The organism is Bradyrhizobium sp. HKCCYLRH1030, from assembly GCF_051168395.1.
Lineage (GTDB): Bacteria > Pseudomonadota > Alphaproteobacteria > Rhizobiales > Xanthobacteraceae > Bradyrhizobium.
The window spans coordinates 52,246-69,103 of record NZ_JBNPUY010000008.1; the positions used below are offsets into that span (position 1 = coordinate 52,246).

17 protein-coding genes are annotated in these 16,858 nt (G+C 65.0%); 11 read left to right on the top strand and 6 right to left on the bottom strand.

The genetic code is table 11. The annotated features are described in order from the left end of the window. Positions 1 to 22: 22 nt before the first annotated feature. The 6 genes from ACQR1E_RS22940 to ACQR1E_RS22965 all read left to right on the top strand — a co-directional run bounded on the left by ACQR1E_RS22940 (position 23) and on the right by ACQR1E_RS22965 (position 7,600). Positions 23 to 829, top strand: coding sequence for an enoyl-CoA hydratase/isomerase family protein (locus ACQR1E_RS22940; protein WP_316159348.1), 807 nt, complete (start codon positions 23 to 25; stop codon positions 827 to 829). A 41-nt stretch (positions 830 to 870) separates the two neighbouring features. Beyond that, positions 871 to 2,739, top strand: coding sequence for an AMP-binding protein (locus ACQR1E_RS22945; RefSeq protein WP_434897612.1), 1,869 nt, complete (start codon positions 871 to 873; stop codon positions 2,737 to 2,739). 135 nt (positions 2,740 to 2,874) lie between these two features. Then, on the top strand, positions 2,875 to 4,002 hold the full coding sequence (locus ACQR1E_RS22950; protein WP_315825934.1) for an acyl-CoA dehydrogenase family protein: 1,128 nt from the start codon (positions 2,875 to 2,877) through the stop codon (positions 4,000 to 4,002). A gap of 156 nt (positions 4,003 to 4,158) precedes the next feature. Further along, positions 4,159 to 5,403, top strand: coding sequence for an acyl-CoA dehydrogenase (locus ACQR1E_RS22955; RefSeq protein ID WP_315825935.1), 1,245 nt, complete (start codon positions 4,159 to 4,161; stop codon positions 5,401 to 5,403). A gap of 123 nt (positions 5,404 to 5,526) precedes the next feature. Then, positions 5,527 to 6,774 carry an acyl-CoA dehydrogenase gene (locus tag ACQR1E_RS22960; RefSeq protein ID WP_316167346.1) on the top strand — a complete coding sequence of 416 codons (1,248 nt, stop codon included), beginning with the start codon at positions 5,527 to 5,529 and terminating at the stop codon, positions 6,772 to 6,774. 178 nt (positions 6,775 to 6,952) lie between these two features. Further along, a complete protein-coding gene (locus tag ACQR1E_RS22965) occupies positions 6,953 to 7,600 on the top strand; it encodes a nitroreductase (RefSeq protein ID WP_316172756.1) in 648 nt (215 codons plus the stop codon). 634 nt (positions 7,601 to 8,234) lie between these two features. On the opposite strand, the gene ACQR1E_RS22970 is transcribed toward ACQR1E_RS22965, so the two are convergent. From ACQR1E_RS22970 to ACQR1E_RS22985, 4 genes are all read right to left on the bottom strand, one after another. After that, a complete protein-coding gene (locus ACQR1E_RS22970) occupies positions 8,235 to 8,918 on the bottom strand; it encodes an acyl-homoserine-lactone synthase (protein ID WP_315713741.1) in 684 nt (227 codons plus the stop codon). 82 nt (positions 8,919 to 9,000) lie between these two features. Then, positions 9,001 to 9,735, bottom strand: a complete 735-nt coding sequence (locus ACQR1E_RS22975) for a LuxR family transcriptional regulator (RefSeq protein WP_315713742.1) — start codon at positions 9,733 to 9,735, stop codon at positions 9,001 to 9,003. Positions 9,736 to 9,892: 157 nt separating this feature from the next. Continuing rightward, complete coding sequence (locus tag ACQR1E_RS22980) at positions 9,893 to 10,687, bottom strand: enoyl-CoA hydratase/isomerase family protein (RefSeq protein WP_316201496.1); 795 nt, start codon at positions 10,685 to 10,687, stop codon at positions 9,893 to 9,895. Next, positions 10,684 to 11,796, bottom strand: coding sequence for a cyclic nucleotide-gated ion channel (locus ACQR1E_RS22985; RefSeq protein WP_316201494.1), 1,113 nt, complete (start codon positions 11,794 to 11,796; stop codon positions 10,684 to 10,686). Before ACQR1E_RS22985 ends, ACQR1E_RS22980 begins: the two co-directional genes overlap by 4 nt. 294 nt (positions 11,797 to 12,090) lie before the next feature. Between ACQR1E_RS22985 and ACQR1E_RS22990 the strand changes: the two genes are divergently transcribed. From ACQR1E_RS22990 to ACQR1E_RS23005, 4 genes are all read left to right on the top strand, one after another. Further along, a complete protein-coding gene (locus ACQR1E_RS22990; RefSeq protein WP_315713745.1) occupies positions 12,091 to 12,759 on the top strand; it encodes a Crp/Fnr family transcriptional regulator in 669 nt (222 codons plus the stop codon). Between the two features lie 20 nt (positions 12,760 to 12,779). Beyond that, a complete protein-coding gene (locus tag ACQR1E_RS22995; RefSeq protein ID WP_315825939.1) occupies positions 12,780 to 13,661 on the top strand; it encodes a DUF6537 domain-containing protein in 882 nt (293 codons plus the stop codon). A gap of 306 nt (positions 13,662 to 13,967) precedes the next feature. Then, entirely contained in the window at positions 13,968 to 14,318 is a 351-nt protein-coding gene (locus ACQR1E_RS23000) for a DUF3307 domain-containing protein (RefSeq protein WP_315714361.1), read from the top strand. 141 nt (positions 14,319 to 14,459) lie between these two features. Then, on the top strand, positions 14,460 to 14,852 hold the full coding sequence (locus ACQR1E_RS23005) for a hypothetical protein (protein ID WP_315714362.1): 393 nt from the start codon (positions 14,460 to 14,462) through the stop codon (positions 14,850 to 14,852). A 23-nt stretch (positions 14,853 to 14,875) separates the two neighbouring features. On the opposite strand, the gene ACQR1E_RS23010 is transcribed toward ACQR1E_RS23005, so the two are convergent. Further along, the gene (locus ACQR1E_RS23010; RefSeq protein ID WP_315713747.1) at positions 14,876 to 15,196 is read right to left on the bottom strand and encodes a YkgJ family cysteine cluster protein; all 321 of its coding nucleotides are present in this window, start codon (positions 15,194 to 15,196) and stop codon (positions 14,876 to 14,878) included. Beyond that, a complete protein-coding gene (locus ACQR1E_RS23015; protein ID WP_315713748.1) occupies positions 15,189 to 15,887 on the bottom strand; it encodes a helix-turn-helix transcriptional regulator in 699 nt (232 codons plus the stop codon). The genes ACQR1E_RS23010 and ACQR1E_RS23015 overlap by 8 nt, the downstream gene beginning before the upstream one ends. A gap of 218 nt (positions 15,888 to 16,105) precedes the next feature. On the opposite strand from ACQR1E_RS23015, the gene ACQR1E_RS23020 reads away from it, so the two are divergent. Further along, positions 16,106 to 16,834, top strand: a complete 729-nt coding sequence (locus ACQR1E_RS23020; RefSeq protein ID WP_315713749.1) for a glutathione S-transferase family protein — start codon at positions 16,106 to 16,108, stop codon at positions 16,832 to 16,834. Positions 16,835 to 16,858: the final 24 nt, after the last annotated feature.

Consider the following 16,858-nt stretch of genomic DNA (forward strand, 5'->3'; position numbering starts at 1 on the left):
CACTGAGGGTGGAGCGCGCGCCATGTCCCAACCGCTGCTGATCGAACACGACAATGGCGTCGACCGGGTGACGCTCAATCGCCCCGAGAGCCTGAACGCGCTCGACCCGGCGCTGATCGACGCGCTCAACGCTTATTTCGAAAGCCTGCAGCGCAATCGCACCACGCGAGTCGTCGTGCTCAAGGGTGCCGGCAAGAACTTCTGCGCGGGGCTCGATCTGAAGGCCGCGATGCAGCGGCGCGGCGGCGTCAATGAGCCGCCCAGCGTGACCGAGTCGCTGGACTCGCAGCGCCGCATCGCCGACATCGTGATGTTGATGCGGCGTTGCCCGCAGCCGATCATTGCGCTGGTGCAGGGCGCAGCCGCCGGCGGCGGCTTTGCGTTGGCGCTCGCGGCCGATATCCGCATCGCCAGCCGCTCGGCGCGGATGAACTGTGCCTTCATCAAGCTTGGCTTAGGGGGCTGCGACATCGGCACCAGCTATTTCCTGCCGCGCCTCGTCGGCGTCTCCGTCGCATCGGAGCTGATCCTCACCGGCCGCTTCATCGGAGCCGAGCGCGCGCTCATGGTCGGGCTGGTGTCGGAAATCGTCGAGGACGATATGCTCGAGGGCGCGGCTGCGCCCTTCGTCGATGCGATGATGACGGCCTCGCCGGTCGGACTTCGACTCTCAAAGGAATGTCTCAACATGAGCGTCGATGCGCCGTCGATCGAAGCCGTCATCGCGATGGAAGATCGCAACCAGGTGCTGTGCAGCCGCTCGGAGGATTTCAAGGAGGGCATTCAAGCCTTCCTCGAGAAGCGCAAGCCGGTCTATACCAACCGCTAGATATCAAGATCCGCAAAGGACGATATTTCGGGAGACGCAAAATGGACGGGACGGCAGCGAAGGTGTTGGAGAAGCCGGCATTCCGCAAGGTCAACTGGCTGGCGCGCGACATCGATATCGAGAGACGCGGTGACGGCGTCATCGTCATCAAATCGCGCATTCCGCTGCAGGCCTATGAGCCGTATTTGGCGGCGCCGCTCGCCCGCTGGGCCAAGGAGGCGCCGACGCGGACCTGGCTCGCGCAACGCAGCGGAGCCGAGCGGCAATGGCGCAAGCTGTCCTATGCCGAGGCCAAGCGCACCGTCGATGGGCTGACGCAGGGCCTGCTCGATTTGAAGCTGGACGGCCGCCCCGTCGCGATCCTCTCCGGCAATTCGATCGAGCATGCGCTCATCACCATGGCCGCGATGCAGGCCCGTTCGCCGGCCGCTCCGGTGTCGCCGGCCTATTCCCTGATGAGCCACGATCATCTCAAGCTCAAATATCTGTTCGGCCTCGTGAAGCCGGGCGTGGTCATGGTGCAGGACGGCCCGACCTTCGAGAAGGCGCTCAAGGCGCTCGATCTCGACGGCGTCACCGTCGTTCATGTCGCGCGTCCGTGCGAGGGCATTGCGAGCATCAGCTTCGCTGATCTCGCCGCGACGCCGGTCACCGGCGCGGTCGACGCGTCGATTGCGCAGATCACACCGGACACGGTCGGCAAGCTCCTGTTCACCTCCGGCTCGACCGGCATGCCCAAGGCGGTCATCAACACCCAGCGCATGATGTGCGCCAATGCGGCGATGATGATGCAGACGCGGCCGCGCGGGCCTGATGCGCCGATCTCGACGGTGCTCGACTGGATGCCATGGAATCACACCATGGGCGGCAATGCGCTGTTCAATCCGCTCTTGATCGAGGGCGGCACGCTCTACATCGACGACGGCCGGCCGATGCCCGGCATGTTCGACGAGACCATCCGGAACCTGCGCGAGGTGTCGCCGACCTATTACGCCAATGTGCCCGCCGGCTATGCGGCGCTGGCGGCGGCGATGGAGAAGGATGATGCGCTGTGTCGCTCCTTCTTCAAGGATCTGGGCATCATGGCCTATGGCGGCGCGCGGCTGCCGGACGATCTGTACGAGCGCATGCAGGCGCTGGCGGTCAAGACCACCGGCGAGCGCATCGTGTTCTACACCGGATGGGGCTCGACCGAGACCGCGCCGACCTCGACCGGCACCTATTGGAACACGGAGCGGGTCGGGCTCATCGGCCTGCCGTTCCCCGGCGTCGAGCTGAAGATGGTGCCGACCGGCGACAAATACGAGCTGCGCCTGCGCGGCATCAACGTGATGCCCGGCTATTTCGGCCAGCCCGAGCTGACGAAGAAGGCGTTCGACGAGGAAGGGTTCTACTGCATCGGCGATGCCGGCGTGTTCGTCGATCCCAATGACCCGGCGCAAGGCATCATCTTCGCCGGCCGCGTGGTCGAGGATTTCAAGCTCACGACAGGCACCTTCGTCCATGTCGGCTCGCTTCGCACCGATGCGATCGCAGCCGCAACGCCGGCGATCCACGATGCACTGGTGACCGGGCAGGACCGCGAATATGTCGGTCTCCTGGCCTGGCCCAATCTGCACGCCTGCCGCCAGTTGGTCGGCGATCCCAACGCGACGTTCGAGGACGTGGTGAAGCATCCGGCCGTCATCGACCGCGTCCGCCGTGGTCTCGAAGCCCATAATAAAGAGTGCGAGGGCGCGACCAGCCGGCGCATCGGCCGCGCCATGCTGATGGTCGAGCCGCCCTCGATCGACGGCCATGAGCTGACCGACAAGGGCTACATCAACCAGCGCGCCGGTCTCGAACGCCGTGCCGCGCTGGTCGAGCGGCTCTACGCGGCCGAGCCCGACAGCGACGTGATCGTGCTGTGACGACGCATTTTGAAACCGTCATTCCGGGGCACTCGCGAAGCGAGTGAACCCGGAATCCAGAGATAAATCAGATCGAGATTCCGGGTTCGATGCTGCGCATCGCCCCGGAATGACGATCAGGAAGCAGGTGAGGCCATGAACTTCGATTTCTCCGACGACCAGAAGCAGTTGCGGGACCAGGCGCGGAAATTCCTCGCCGAGAAGTGTCCGCCCAAGGCGGTGCGCGTCGTGCTCGATGGCAAGGAGCCGTATGACCGAGCGCTGTGGAAAGGCTTCGCCGAGATGGGCTTCCTCGGCGTCGCCATTCCTGAGGAGTACGGCGGCGCGGGCGCCGGTCATCTCGAGCTCTGCGTGATCGCCGAAGAGGTCGGCCGCGCGCTGGCGCCGGTGCCGTTCTCGTCGACCGTGTATCTTGCCGCGGAGGCCCTGATGCTGGCCGGCAGCGATGCGCAGAAGCAGGCCTGGCTGCCGAAGATCGCCAATGGCGAGGCGATCGGCACCTTGGCGTTGTTCGAGGGCACCGGCAATCCGTCGCCCAAAGCGATCAAGTGTGAGGCCGCCAACGGCGTGCTCAACGGCACCAAGAAGCCGGTCGCCGACGGCGCCATCGCCGATCTCATCATCGTTGCCGCGCGTACCGGCTCGACCGGCCGCGACGGCGACATCTCGCTGTTCCTGGTCGACCCCAAGGCGGGCGGCGTCGAAGCCAAGGCGCTGACCAATCTCGATCCGACGCGCGGCCAGGCCGAGCTCACCTTCAAGAACTGCAAGGCGGAGCCGCTCGGCGCCGCCGGCGAGGGTTGGAGCATCATCACCCAGGTGCTCGATCGCGCCGCGGTGCTGACGGCGTTCGAGCAGGTTGGCGGCTCCGACCGCGCGCTGGAGATGGGCCGCGACTACGCGCTCGACCGGATCGCCTTTGGCCGTCCGATCGGCTCGTTCCAGGCGGTCAAGCACATGCTGGCCGACATGTACGTCTCGGCGACCTTGGCGCGCTCCAACTCCTATTATGGCGCCTGGGCGCTCTCGACTAATGCGCCGGAATTGCCGGAGGCCGCGGCCTCAGCGCGCATCAGCGCGACGCAAGCCTTTCAACACTGCGCCAAGAACAACATCCAGGTCCATGGCGGCATGGGCTTCACCTGGGAGTTCGACTGTCACATGTACTACCGACGCGCCAACGCGCTCGCGCTCGGCCTCGGCAGCCTCTCTTACTGGGAAGACCAACTGATCGACCGCATGCGCAAGCGCAATGCGGCGTGACCCAAGCCCGTCATTCCGGGGCGCTCGCGCGCGACAAAATGACCATGCCATTTTGCGCGGAGTGAGCGAACCCGGAATCTCGAGATGACTCACCTCTGGATTCCGGATCGACCCGCGTTGCGGGTCGTCCGGAATGACGATCTGAAAGGAATTCTCATGAACTTCGATGACACTCCGCAGGAGGCCGCGTTTCGCGCCGAGGCGCGCGCGTGGATCGCCGCCAATGCGCCGAAGCAGTACGAGGACGAACTGCGCGCGTCCTCGCTTGGCCGCACCGCGCTGAAGAACGCCAGCATTCTCGACGTCGCCAAGGCCTGGCAGAAGAAGAAGGCCGAGGCCGGCTGGGCCTGCTTGCACTGGCCAAAGGAATATGGCGGTCGCGGGTCCTCACCCATCGAGCGCGTGATCTGGCAGCAGGAGGAGGGGCCCTACGGCAAGCTGTCCGGCATGTTCATCATCGGCCACGGCATGTGCGGCCCGACGATGATGGCCTATGCCTCCGAGCAGCATAAGAGAGAGTATCTGCCGCCGCTGGCCTCGGGCGAGAAGGTGTGGTGCCAGCTGTTCTCCGAGCCGGCCGGTGGCTCCGACGTCGCCGGCCTGCGCACCCGCGCCGAGAAGCGCGGCGACGACTGGGTGATCAACGGCCAGAAGATCTGGACCTCGGGCGCGCATTATTCCGACTACGGCATCCTGCTGACGCGTACCGATCCGACGGTGCCGAAGCACAAGGGCCTCACCATGTTCTTCCTGGACATGAAGAGCCCGGGTGTCGAGGTCCGGCCGATCAAGCAGGCGAGCGGGCACTCGGATTTCAACGAGGTCTATTTCACTGACGTCGTGATCCCGGACTCGCAGCGTCTCGGCGCGGTCAATGACGGCTGGAACGTCGCGCTCACCACCTTGATGAACGAACGCATGTCGATCGGCGCCGGCGTCGCCACCGGCTTCCCGGAGCTGTTCGACTTCTGCTCCAACCTGATGCTGGACGATCGTCCCGCGATCGAGGACCGCAACGTGCGCTCGAAGCTCGCGAGTTGGGCGGTGAAGGCGAGCGGGCTGAAATACACCAGCATCCGCGCCATCTCGGCGCTGTCGAAGGGCGAGCGGCCGGGACCTGAGAACTCGATCGGTAAACTGGTCGCAGGACCGATGATCCAGGACGTCGCGACCTACGCGCTCGACCTGCAGGGCGCCGCCGGCGTGCTCAGCGGTCCCGAGGCCGAGCTCGCCGGAAAATTCCAGGCGATGCTGCTGCGCGCGCCCGGCACCCGCGTCGAAGGCGGCACCGACGAGATCATGCGCAACATCATCGCGGAGCGCGTGCTGGGTCTTCCTGGCGACATCCGCGTCGACAAGGACCTGCCGTTCAACCAGGTTCCGACCAAGGGACGAAGCTAACAAGTGCAGTCGTAGGGCGGGTTAGCGCAGCGTAACCCGCCGCTAGCTCGTACAACGCTGATCAAGTGGCGGGTTACGCCTTCGGCCAACCCCCGCCCTACGCATATCAAGTGAGGGTCAGGCATGAACTTTGACGACACCCCGCAGGAAGCCGCTTTTCGCGACACCGCGCGCGCTTGGATCGCGGCCAACGCGCCGAGGGAGCTGGAGGAGGAGCTCGCGAGCTCCTCGCTCGGCCGCATCCGGCTCAAGCACGCCGACATCGTCGAGGTCGGCAAGGCCTGGCAGAAGAAGAAATCCGATGCCGGCTGGGCCTGCCTGCACTGGCCGAAGGAGTATGGCGGCCGCGGCGCGACGCCGATCGAGCGGGTGATCTGGCAGCAGGAGGAGGGCGTCTATGGCAAGCTGACGCAGCCGTTCCAGATCGGCGAGGGCATGTGCGGCCCGACCGTGATGGCCTATGGCAGCGAAGAGCACAAGCGGCGCTATCTGCCGAAGCTCGCTTCCGGCGAGGAGATCTGGTGCCAGCTGTTCTCCGAGCCCGCCGGCGGCTCCGATGTCGCTGGCCTGCGCACCCGCGCCGAGAAGCGCGGCGACGACTGGCTCATCAACGGCCAGAAGATCTGGACGTCGGGGGCGCACTACTCGGATTACGGCCTGCTGATCACGCGCACCGATCCCAATGTGCCCAAGCACAAGGGCCTGACGATGTTCTTCCTGGACATGAAGAGCCCGGGCGTCGAGGTCCGCCCGATCAAGCAGGCCAACGGTATGCAGGAGTTCAACGAGGTCTATTTCACCGACGTCGTGATCCCGGACTCGCAGCGCCTTGGCGCGGTCGGCGACGGCTGGAACGTGTCGCTGACCACCTTGATGAACGAGCGCATGTCGATCGGCGCGCGGCTCGCCACCGGCTTCCCGGAGATGTTCGAGTTCTGCGCCAATCTGATGACCGAGAGCGGACTCGCCATCGACGATCGCGCCACGCGCTCGAAACTGGCGTCGTGGGCGGTCAAGGCCAGCGGGCTGAAATACACGAGCTACCGCGCGATCTCGGCGCTGTCCAAGGGCGAGCGGCCCGGACCTGAGAATTCCATCGGCAAGCTGGTCGCCGGCGTCATGCTGCAGGATATCGCAACCTACGCGATGGATCTCGAAGGCGGCGCTGGCGTGCTGACCGGCGCGGACGAGACGGTGACGCAGGGCCAGTTTCAGCAGATGCTGCTGACCTCGCCCTCGATGCGCATCGCCGGCGGCACCGACGAGATCTTGCGCAACATCATCGCCGAGCGCGTGCTCGGTCTGCCCGGTGACATCCGGGTCGACAAGGACGTGCCGTTCAACAAGGTGCCGACCAAGGGGCGCAGCTGATCCGACGGCATCACGACGGCCGTCTTCCGGGGGCGGTCGCTGTGGCGACCGGTCCGGAAAGACGGGGGTGGAGGGCGAGCACAAAGCGAGCGTCGCCGGTCGAACTGTACGGAAGGTTGTCATGTCATCTGCGGCGCCAAAGTCAGAGCAGGATCCCATCACCATTCTCGAAGAGCTGATGGCCGCGCGCTTCTCCTGCCGCAGGTTCCGGCCCGAGCCCGTGCCGCGCGCGACCATCGAGCGCATCCTGACGGCGGCGCAAAAAACTGCGTCCTGGTGCAACAGCCAGCCGTGGCGTGTCGAGATCACCTCTGGTGCGGCGACCGAGGCTTTCCGGAAGGTGATGTATGCGGCGGCCTCCAGCGGCAAGGCGGCGTCGGGCGACTTTCCTTTCCCGCGCGAATACACCGGCGTCTATCTGGAACGGCGGCGCGAGAGCGGTTTCCAGCTCTACAACGCGCTCGACATCCCGCGCGGCGACAAGGCGGGTTATGCCCGGCAGGCGCTGGAGAACTACAATTTCTTCGGCGCGCCGCATGTGGCGGTCATCCACAGCGACGAGGCGCTCGGCACCTATGGCGCGATTGATTGCGGCGGCTACGTCACGAGCTTCATGCTGGCGGCGCAGGCGCTCGGCATTGCCACCGTGCCGCAGGCGGCGCTCGCGTTTCACTCCGACGTGGTGCGGCAGCACTTCGGGCTTGGCGCCGACCGCAAGGTGGTCTGCGGCATCTCGTTCGGTTGTCCCGATCTCGGTGACAAGGCCAACTCCTACCGCACCAGCCGCGCCACGGTCGCCGAAACGGTCCGCTTTCACGACGAATGACTTCCCGTCCGTAGGTCGTACGCGCGTATTTGTTGCCGGCGGAGTTCCGTTATCCGGGACTCCGGAGGGGGCGAGATGCCCCACGAGTCCATTTTTTGTAAACCGAGTTTGCTGAACAGGGAGCGGCTGCGGCGGCGGCACCATGATTTTGCCGAGGTGTCGTCCACGTTCGGCGAGCGCGTTTCGGCAACGATGCTCGTGCTCTCCTGTCCGACCTTCACATCGAAAGGCGCCCTGAAATCAACAGTTTGTGTCTGCGATGCACCAGTCGAGACGCGCCGCTGCAGGACCGGACGTGTTGCGAGAGTCGGTGCAGGAGCGCTAATGGCTGCTGTTGGTCGAATTGGGCGCGCACTTTTCCTTCAGCTCGTGGGCTTCAAGCAATGATATTGACAAAATTCTCTCTAACATTTTGAGTTGCATCGCCCGAGCGTCAACGATGCAAAATTGCAGACGCTCGATGATCTTCTCGATTGAAGGTTCAGTCACGGCTCAAAACCTGAAGTGTCAGCGATGGATTCCATGAACACGCCGTCCAACCTTTATGCCCTCGAGGTGGACGAGGCGACGCTCCTTGGTCACCGCCTCTTGAAGGCTTTCCATAAGCTCAGGCTGAAGCGGCACAGGGAACAGATCATTGCGCTGGCTGAGCGGCTGGTGGAAGATGAAGAAAGATATCCGGCAGGGCCTGGCGGCTGACGTCTTCGAGCCCCTGCCACGTGAGGGTTGGCCGCGTCAGGCCGATCTGCTCGCAGAGTGACTTCCATGTCGTTTCATCGCAGTCGACGAGCACGGCCATCACCGACATCCCGTCCATCATGTGAGGTACGCCGAGCGGCCGCGCCTTCCAGCCGCACTTCTCGAACCGCGGCAGCCACCAGGTTTCGAGCACGATCGAAAAGCCGGTCAACCCGATCGAGATGCCGTACTCCATGATTGCGGTGAGCAGCAGCATGTCGATCCGCGGGCCGGCATGCTCGCCGCGGCGCTCCGGGATCACGAAGATGCGCGACAGTTCGTAGACGTCGGGGCGCTGGATCGGGCCGCGCAGATTCAGATACGGGAAGATGTCGCTCATCAGCGTCGGCAACTGCGTCGGCACCGCGCGCATCGAGCCGATCAACTGGCCGTTGTCGATGCAGAACAGATAGACCGAATCCTCGGTGTCGAACTGATCGATCTCGCGCCCGTCGGGACGATCGAGTGCCATCCACTTGCGTTGCTTGACGTAGATCTCGTGGCGCAGCCGGTAATACGGATCGAAATATTTCTCGTACAGAGCGCGATTATCTTTTCGAACGACATGAATCTCAGGCATCGAAACCCCCGGTCGTCTGAATCAAATTGGGGTTTGCAGATTGCCGATGCGCTCGAATTGATCCAGTGGGAGAAACGACAGATCAGATCGAGATCTCGCCGTTGACAAGAGCGGTCGCAACCGTCGCCGTCTTGTTCTTGGTTGCTAGCTTGCGCTGTGCTTCTTCCAGATGCCACCGGACGTTGCGTTCGGAGACACCGAGGATGCGCGCCGTCTCCCACGCGGTCTTGCCGCGCGCCGCCCAGCCCAGCACCTCGGCCTCGATTCGCGACAGGCGCCGGCTCTGGTTGCTCGCGGCGGAGCGCGCCAGTGCGCGAAGCCTGCTGTGCGTGAAGATGCTGATCAGGTGCAGCGCGCCCCGCGCATCGGGAGCGAGATTCGGATTTTCGCCTGCAATGCTGACGGCGCCCACGGCATCGTCGTAGTGGATGGGAACGCAGAAGCCTTCGTTCAATCGGAAGTCCTTCGCGCGCGTCATCACCTCGTGCGCGCCGGGCTCGTCCTCGCGGTCATAGGGAGCCTCCGACCACGCAAATGGATTCAATGTCGAGATGCAGTGCCGCGGAATCGGATCGCAGCGGTGAAACTGCTCGCGCGCATACATGTCGAACCATTCCCGCGGCCAGCCGTTGGCGAGAATGGTTTGCTGCAGCGATTGGCCCGAGGTCGGCACGCCGGCCATGATGTAGGCGTGAAAGCCCAGGTTGCTGATCATCTTCTCGAACTGGGAGAGTACGCTCGCGCTGGTCTTCGACGCTTCGATCGCATCGACGTACTCCAGAGCTCGTCGTCCCCAATACGCGTCCATCACTTGCATGTGAAAGTCTCCGCCCGTGGTTCAAGCTAGCCACGGACAAAAGGCTGTCAACCGCAAATTGGAGATTCAGGTCGATAGTTCGTTGAGCGTGTGTCAGAACACCGGCGGGATACAGACGTTTGCATGCAAAATTTATCAGTTCGGGGCGCGGCTGCGCTCAGAATTTCGGCGTTCTCTTCTCTGCAAACGATTTCATGCCTTCCTGGATTTCGGCGCCGCTCATGCTGTCCCGATGCCTGCGACGAGCCGCCGCATCGTCGAGGGCTCCGCGTGCAAACTCGTTGATGGCGCGCTTCATGCCGCGCATGGCCTGCGGGGCGTTGCCGGCCAGAATGGCCGCCAGCCGGTCGACCTCCGCGTCGAGCGCATCGGCCGTCGCCACGCCGGTGAGATAGCCGATGCGCAGCATCTCGGCCGCGTCGATCTTCTCCGCCGTCAGGAACAGACGCTTGGCATTGTCGATACCAAGGCGGGACACGTAGCGCTTGATGCCATTCGGGTAGTAGTGCAGCCCGAGCCGCGCTGCCGGCATGAACATCTCGCTGGTATCGACCCCGATCCGGAAATCGCAGGCCAGCGCCAGATCGGTCGAGCCGCCATAGACCCCGCCGTTGAGCCGGCAGATCGTCGGCACCGCGAGGTCCTCCAGCCGGTCGACGACCTCCTCGAATGCCGGGCTGGAAGCCTCGGCCGTATCCGCCGGCGTTGCGCCGATGGCGCCAAGGTCGAAGCCGGCGCTGAACGCCCGCCCGGTGCCGGTCAGGACCAGCACGCGCAAGGCGGCGTTGGCCTCGACCCGGTCGAACAGCGCCAGCAGCTCGCCGAGATCCTCTGGCTGGAGCCGGTTGAGATGCTGCGGACGATTGAGCCGAATGGTGGCGCGTGCGCCGTCGATGGTCAGGAGCGGCATGCTCGGTGCGTCATCGGCCTGGCTGGTCCGTCCAGTCGTCATGTCCTGTTCTCCATGGTTCGGCGCCTGGCCTCGGCATCGATGCTCTGCGCCAGATCGGGGTGGCGTGCCATCAGCACGCGGAAATCGACGAGGTCGAGGACCAGCAGCTTCGACAGTCCGGTCGTGCTGATGTCGGCCGAACGCAGGTTGTTCCCGAGCAGCGCCATCTCGCCGAAGAACGCGCCCTCGCCGAGCCGGACCTTCTTGCCGGGAAGGTCGACCTCGACCTCGCCGGCGGCGATGAAATACATGCAGTCCCCCGGCTCGCCCTTGCGGATCACGGTGGCGCGCGGCGGCAGGTCGATGGTGCGCAGCATCTGCGCGACGTCGGCGATCGTGGCGGGCCCGAGGCTGGCGAAGAACGGTACCCTGCTGACCGATTCCCAGGTCTTCAGAAAGTTGTCGCGCCGGGTTTCCGCGGCGAAGCCGGTCGCCAGGATGCCGGTCCATAGGCCGAACACGCCGAGGCCGGAGATCATCACCGTGGCGGCGACCACCCGCCCGAGCGGCGTGATCGGCACCACGTCGCCATAGCCCGTGGTGGTGAGGGTCACGACGGCCCACCATAGCGCGGAGGGGATGGTGCCGAAGGTGGCCGGCTGCTCGTCATGTTCGAGCGCGTATTCGGCGACCGATCCGAGAAACAGCACCAGCAGGAACAGCACCAGCACCGACAGCAGCGGGCGTGCTTCGACCACGAGCACCCGGCGGAGCTGGCGCAGGCCAGGCACGCCGGGGATCACCTTGAGCACCCAGATGACCGCCAGCAGCCACGCGGTGCGTGACTCCATGCCCGAGACCAGCGCAACCGGCACGGCGAGGGCGGAGGGCGTGTCCAGCAGTCCCCGGCCCGACATCAGGTAGGCGGCGGCGCGATGCGCCCGCACCGCCTGCTGAACCCGAGCGGCCCATTCGACGACGAAAAAGACAAGGCATCCCCACAGCAGGGCGATGATCCAGCGCCCCCCGGCCTCGTAGGCGGGGTCCATCGTCAACAACACCATGGCGCTCATGCCGAGCGCCACGGCCACATAGGCCGCTCTGGTCATGTTGCGTCCGGTCAGCGCGGTGACGAATGCCGCCAGGGCAGGGCGCTGCGGTTTGGTCATTGCGGGCGGGCGTCAGTCGCTGATCTCAGAGCCGCAGGAGATCGCGGCGGCGTCAAGGTGCCCCGATCGGGGGAATCCCGTCAACGATGCGGGTGGATCGGTTTTGCAGCGTCATCCGGCAGGTCCAACCGTTCTACTTCGACCGGGGAATTTTTCCGTACCGGCTCAAATACCGGTTCAAACGTCGTCTGTTCGCCGTATATCAGAGGTCGGCATGGACACGCTAAATTAGGCAAAAGGAGGCTCGGAACCGAGCGTCCGCCCTCCTGCGTCCCAAGAGTCTGGTTGATCCCGATGGATACCTCACACCTGGTCGAACATGCGGGCGCCGCCGGCAGCCTCTTCGCCTCGATCTTCGTGGTCGCCACGCTGTCGATGCGGACGATGATTCCGCTGCGGGTATTCGCCATCCTCACCAATATCGTCCTGATCGCGACCGCGGTGCCGATGCACAACTACCCGGTTCTGATCCTGCACGGGGTGCTGCTGCCGCTCAACAGCTACCGGCTCCACCAGATGCTGCAGCTGGTCCGCGACGTGAAGCAGTCGGTCAACAGCGACCTCTCCATGGAATGGCTGAAGCCGTTCATGACCGAGCGCAAATGCGGTCCAGGCGAGGTGCTGTTCTACAAGGACGAGAAGGCCGACAGCATGTACTACATCGTCAGTGGCCGCTTCCGCCTGGTCGAATCCGGTATCGAGCTGCCGGTCGGTGCGATTGTCGGCGAGTTCGGCATGATCTCGCCGTCCAATACGCGCACGCAGACGCTGGAATGCGTCGAGGGCGGTCTGATCCTGTCGGTCTCCTACGACCAGGTCGAGCAGCTCTACGTCCAGAACCCCGCCTTCGCCTTCTACTTCCTGCGCCTCGCCAGCGCCCGGCTGTTCCAGAACATCGAAACGCTCGAGCGGCGGCTGGCGCAACAGACCACCGCGCCGGCGCCCGTCGCCAAGCCGGCGTGATCCGGGGAGTCTGAAGCCCAGTGGAAAGCGTCCGGTCCTCGCTGCGATATCTGTTCGCCGACGTCATCGGCGTCGACGATGGCGAGCCGCCTTTTCTGCCTCAGGGCCTTCCTGACGCCGCCGTGCCGGCGGTGAGCGATGGCATCCATCTGCTGATGGAGTATCAGGGCGCGAGCTACGCGCAGCTCTATGTCGATCGCATCAAGCGGTTCGTGCGCAGATCGAACGTCGATGCCGGCATGCTGTCTCAGATCGCGCAGCTGCTGGCCGCCCGCATGGCCTACGAGGATCCGATCCGGATCGCCCAGCTCAGATTGATCAGCCTCGACATGGGGAAGCGCCCGGGGGGACGCGAGAGCGACGACGTCAGGAGGTTTCGCCTCGACGAGCTGATCGGTGCGCTGCCGCAAGCCGTGGCGGAATCGTTGCTGGCAGCCTTCGAGCAGATCGGCTGGTTAGGTCGGCGCCGGGTCAAGGTCCGCTTTTCGGTCCGATCGCGGTTGGCCATTCGCCGCCTCAAGCTGATGGCCGGCCTGCGGCGCTGGCGGCTGCAGTCGGTGCGCTATGGCGAGGAGCGCGCCTGGGCCGAGCGGTGGCTGCACATGATCGCGCGCGCGCTGGACAAGCAGCCTGCGGCGGCGCCCGCCGTGATCGCGACGGCGACCATGATCCAGGGGCAGGGCGACGGCTACCGGCAGGGTCTCGCTGATTGGCATGCCATCATCGATGGCCTGGCCAAGCCCACCTTCGATGGCGTCCTGCCGATCTCGGATCTCGCCTCCGCCATCGCCGAGGCGCGCGCCGTTGCGCTGGCAGAGCCGGGACAGGGGGCGCTGAAGCGGACCATCGCGCAGATCCGGGCGAGGGCGCTCTCAGTGCCGAAGACCAACGCCGCGGAATGACGTCGCCGCGGCGACGGTTGCCGCCGGATGCGCCGCGGCGTGGGTAACCTTACCCCCGGCGGGATTGCCGCGAAGGGTAGCAAGGTGCGATTTGAAGTTCCCTTTCGCGTGCAATTCGCTACCGGAGATGTCATAAGCGTCGCATACGCGTCGAATTGGCCGGGTATTCTCATCAGATTGCGCTGAACGCCTCCAGTTCCCCGTGCGTCCAAGGGTTGGTTCCAAGGGTTAGTCGTAGCGAGAGCGTCAGCTTTGTCTTTTCCCTCTTTGTCGTCGCAGGTTCCGGTTGGTGCGCTGGTCGGCTGGATGCTGCTGCTGACCTTCAAGCACATCATTGGCGACTTCGTGCTGCAGAACGCCTGGATGGCCTATGGCAAGGACCAGCGGAAGGGCTGGGCGCTGCCGCTGCTGGTGCACTGCCTGATCCATCTCGCCGTCGCCATGGTCCTGATCTTGATCGTCGCGCCGAGATTCTGGTTCGTCGCCGTGATCGACTTCGCCATTCACATCACGATCGATCGCATCAAGGGCATCTGCTCGTCGCGGTTCGGCATGAATACCGAGCACCCCTGGTTCTGGACCCTGATCGGCGTCGACCAGGCGCTGCATCACCTCACCGGATTCGGGCTCTCGATCTTCATGGCCGCAAACGGCTGAGCGTTCGGCCGCGGTGCGTCGCGGCGAAGCCGCACCGACCGCGGCAGTCCCGTGTCAAGCCGGGGGTGGGACGACCGTTCGGTTTGGTTAACCGGTCATTAGCGATTCGCGCTGCATCGTCGCGTCATGGCAATCAAACCGATGCTTCAAAGCCGCGATGCGTTCGACAGCGATTCGTGCCCGGTCGGCGACGAGCTTCTCGGTGAGCTCTACCGTGCCGACGCCAACGGGCTACCCGCGCTGGTCGAGAGCGTCTCCGCCGATGTGAGGGCCATGCTGGCGCTATTCTGTTACCGGCGCACGCATCTCCACCCGCTGGCGCTTGCGATTGCATCCACGTGCAGCGAGCAGGTCCTGTCGCAGTTCGGTGGCCGGGTCGGATCGGCGCTGTATGCGCAGTCCCGCGGCGGTCGGGCGGGTCCGGCCGGCGCGACCTCGAGCCGCAAGCCAATCTCGCTGTCGACCAAGCCACTCTCGGTGATGAAGCCGTTCGAGGACGATCTCGACGACAGCCCCGAGCCGGTCACGGCCTGACTCCCCGTCTTCCTTGCCTCTGCTCAGGCGAGCACGGGCAGCCCGAACTTGCGCCGGGCCATCGCGCATTCGGCGTCACCCGGCATGCAAATGCGGCACACCTCGGGGCGGATCGCGTAGATCCGGCACGCCACGGCGCGCGCGATCTCGCCATCGAGCGCACAGCAGCGGTTGCCGTCGCAGCGCATGCCCGACAGCCGCTCGTTGACCAGCTCGGCCGGGATCAGGTCGAGCGCGGCATCCTCCTCGATCGTGAAGCGCGGCCAGTTCGACGAATAGGCGCAGCACGCGCCGCAGCTCTGACAGGGGCTGCTGTCAGTCTCGCCAGACATCGGTTCAGACATCCTTGGGAACCTCCCACACCAGGCTGCGCCGCCATTTGGCGCGCAGCGCCTCGCGCCTTTCGGGATATTTGTCGTCGAGATAATCCGCCTCGACGACACGGTCGGTCCTGAAGCTGCGGAAGTCGCGGCGCAGCTCGCACCAGGCGGCGAGGATGCGCACCGCGTCATGATAGCCGATCGCGATCGGCCAGATCACGCGCTCGCTGTCGCGGCCCTGCTCGTCGCGATAGCGCAGCCTGATCTTGCGTCCCTCGTGGATCTGCGAGCGCGTGCGCGACATGTCGATGCGGTCCGGCTCGCGCATCCACGGCCGCGGCGCGCGGCTCGCCGGTTCCAGCACGAATGGCCGCAGCCGCTCCGGCACGGTGTCGGCGATCTTGGCCATCAGGTCCTCCGCCGCGCGCGCCAGCACCGGGTCGGCGTTGACCGCGACCCATTGCGCGCCAAGCACCGCCGCCTCGATCTCGTCCGGCGTCAGCATCAAGGGCGGCAGATCGAAACCTTTCTCCAGGATGTAGCCCATGCCGGCCTCGCCGCGGATCGGCACGCGCTGGCCGATCAGGGTGGCGATGTCGCGATAGATCGTGCGCTTCGAGGTCTCGAGCTCGGCCGCGATCGCATCGGCCGTCAATGGGCGGCGCGTGCGTCTCAGCACCTGGATGATCTGGAATAGCCGGTCGGCGCGTCTCATGGTGTGTCCTGCATGGGCGAGCACCCCCGCCGATGCTGACAGGATGCTGGCAGCAGCCTGTCCTTATACCGGGCCAACAACGAGATTGAAGGGGTGATGTCGATGATGATGTTTTATGGCCTTGGCCTTGCCACCACGCTACTGCCGCTGCTGACACCATGGTGGCAGCAGCATGCTCGTAGCGTCCGGCGTCTGCTCAGGAAGTCGGGAGTGCTGTCATGATCACATTGTTCGGTTTGGGCGCGGGCTTCGGCCTGCCGGAGATCAGCCCCTTCGTCACCAAGACGGAGGTGCAATTGAAGATGGCGGGCCTCGCTTTTCGGAAGCAGCGGGCGATGCCGCCGGCATCGCCGAAGGGGCAGCTGCCCTTCATCGACGACAGCGGCGAGCTGATCGCCGATTCGACCTTCATCCGCGCCCATGTCGAGCGCAAATATGGCTTCGACTTCGATCATGGGCTCGACGTGCGCGCGCGGGCGCAGGCCTGGGGGTTCGAGCGTATGATCGAGCATCACCTGTATTTCGCGCTGGTCGGGGCGCGCTGGGTCGATCCGGTCAACTTCGCCAAGGGGCCGGCCCACTTCTTCGACGGCGTGCCGGCCGACAAGCGCGAGAAGCTGCGCGAGGACGCGCAGTTTCGCGTCGCCGAGAACTATCTGATCTCCGGGCTCGGCCGCCACGCGCCGGACGAGGACGTCGATCTCGCCGCACGCTCGCTGCGCGCGCTGTCGGTGCAGCTCGGCGACCGGCCCTATCTGATGGGCGATCGTCCTTGCGGCACCGATGCGACGGCGTTCGCCGTCGTCGCCGGCATCCTCACGCCGTTCTTCGAGTCCGAGCTGCGCCGCCGCACCGAAAGCTTCGGCAATCTGGTCGCCTATGCCGAGCGCATGATGGCGCAATATTTTCCGGAGTTCGAATGGGGCAGGGCGGCCGAGGCCGCCTGAGCCGGTCAGTCGAGTCCCACTCAC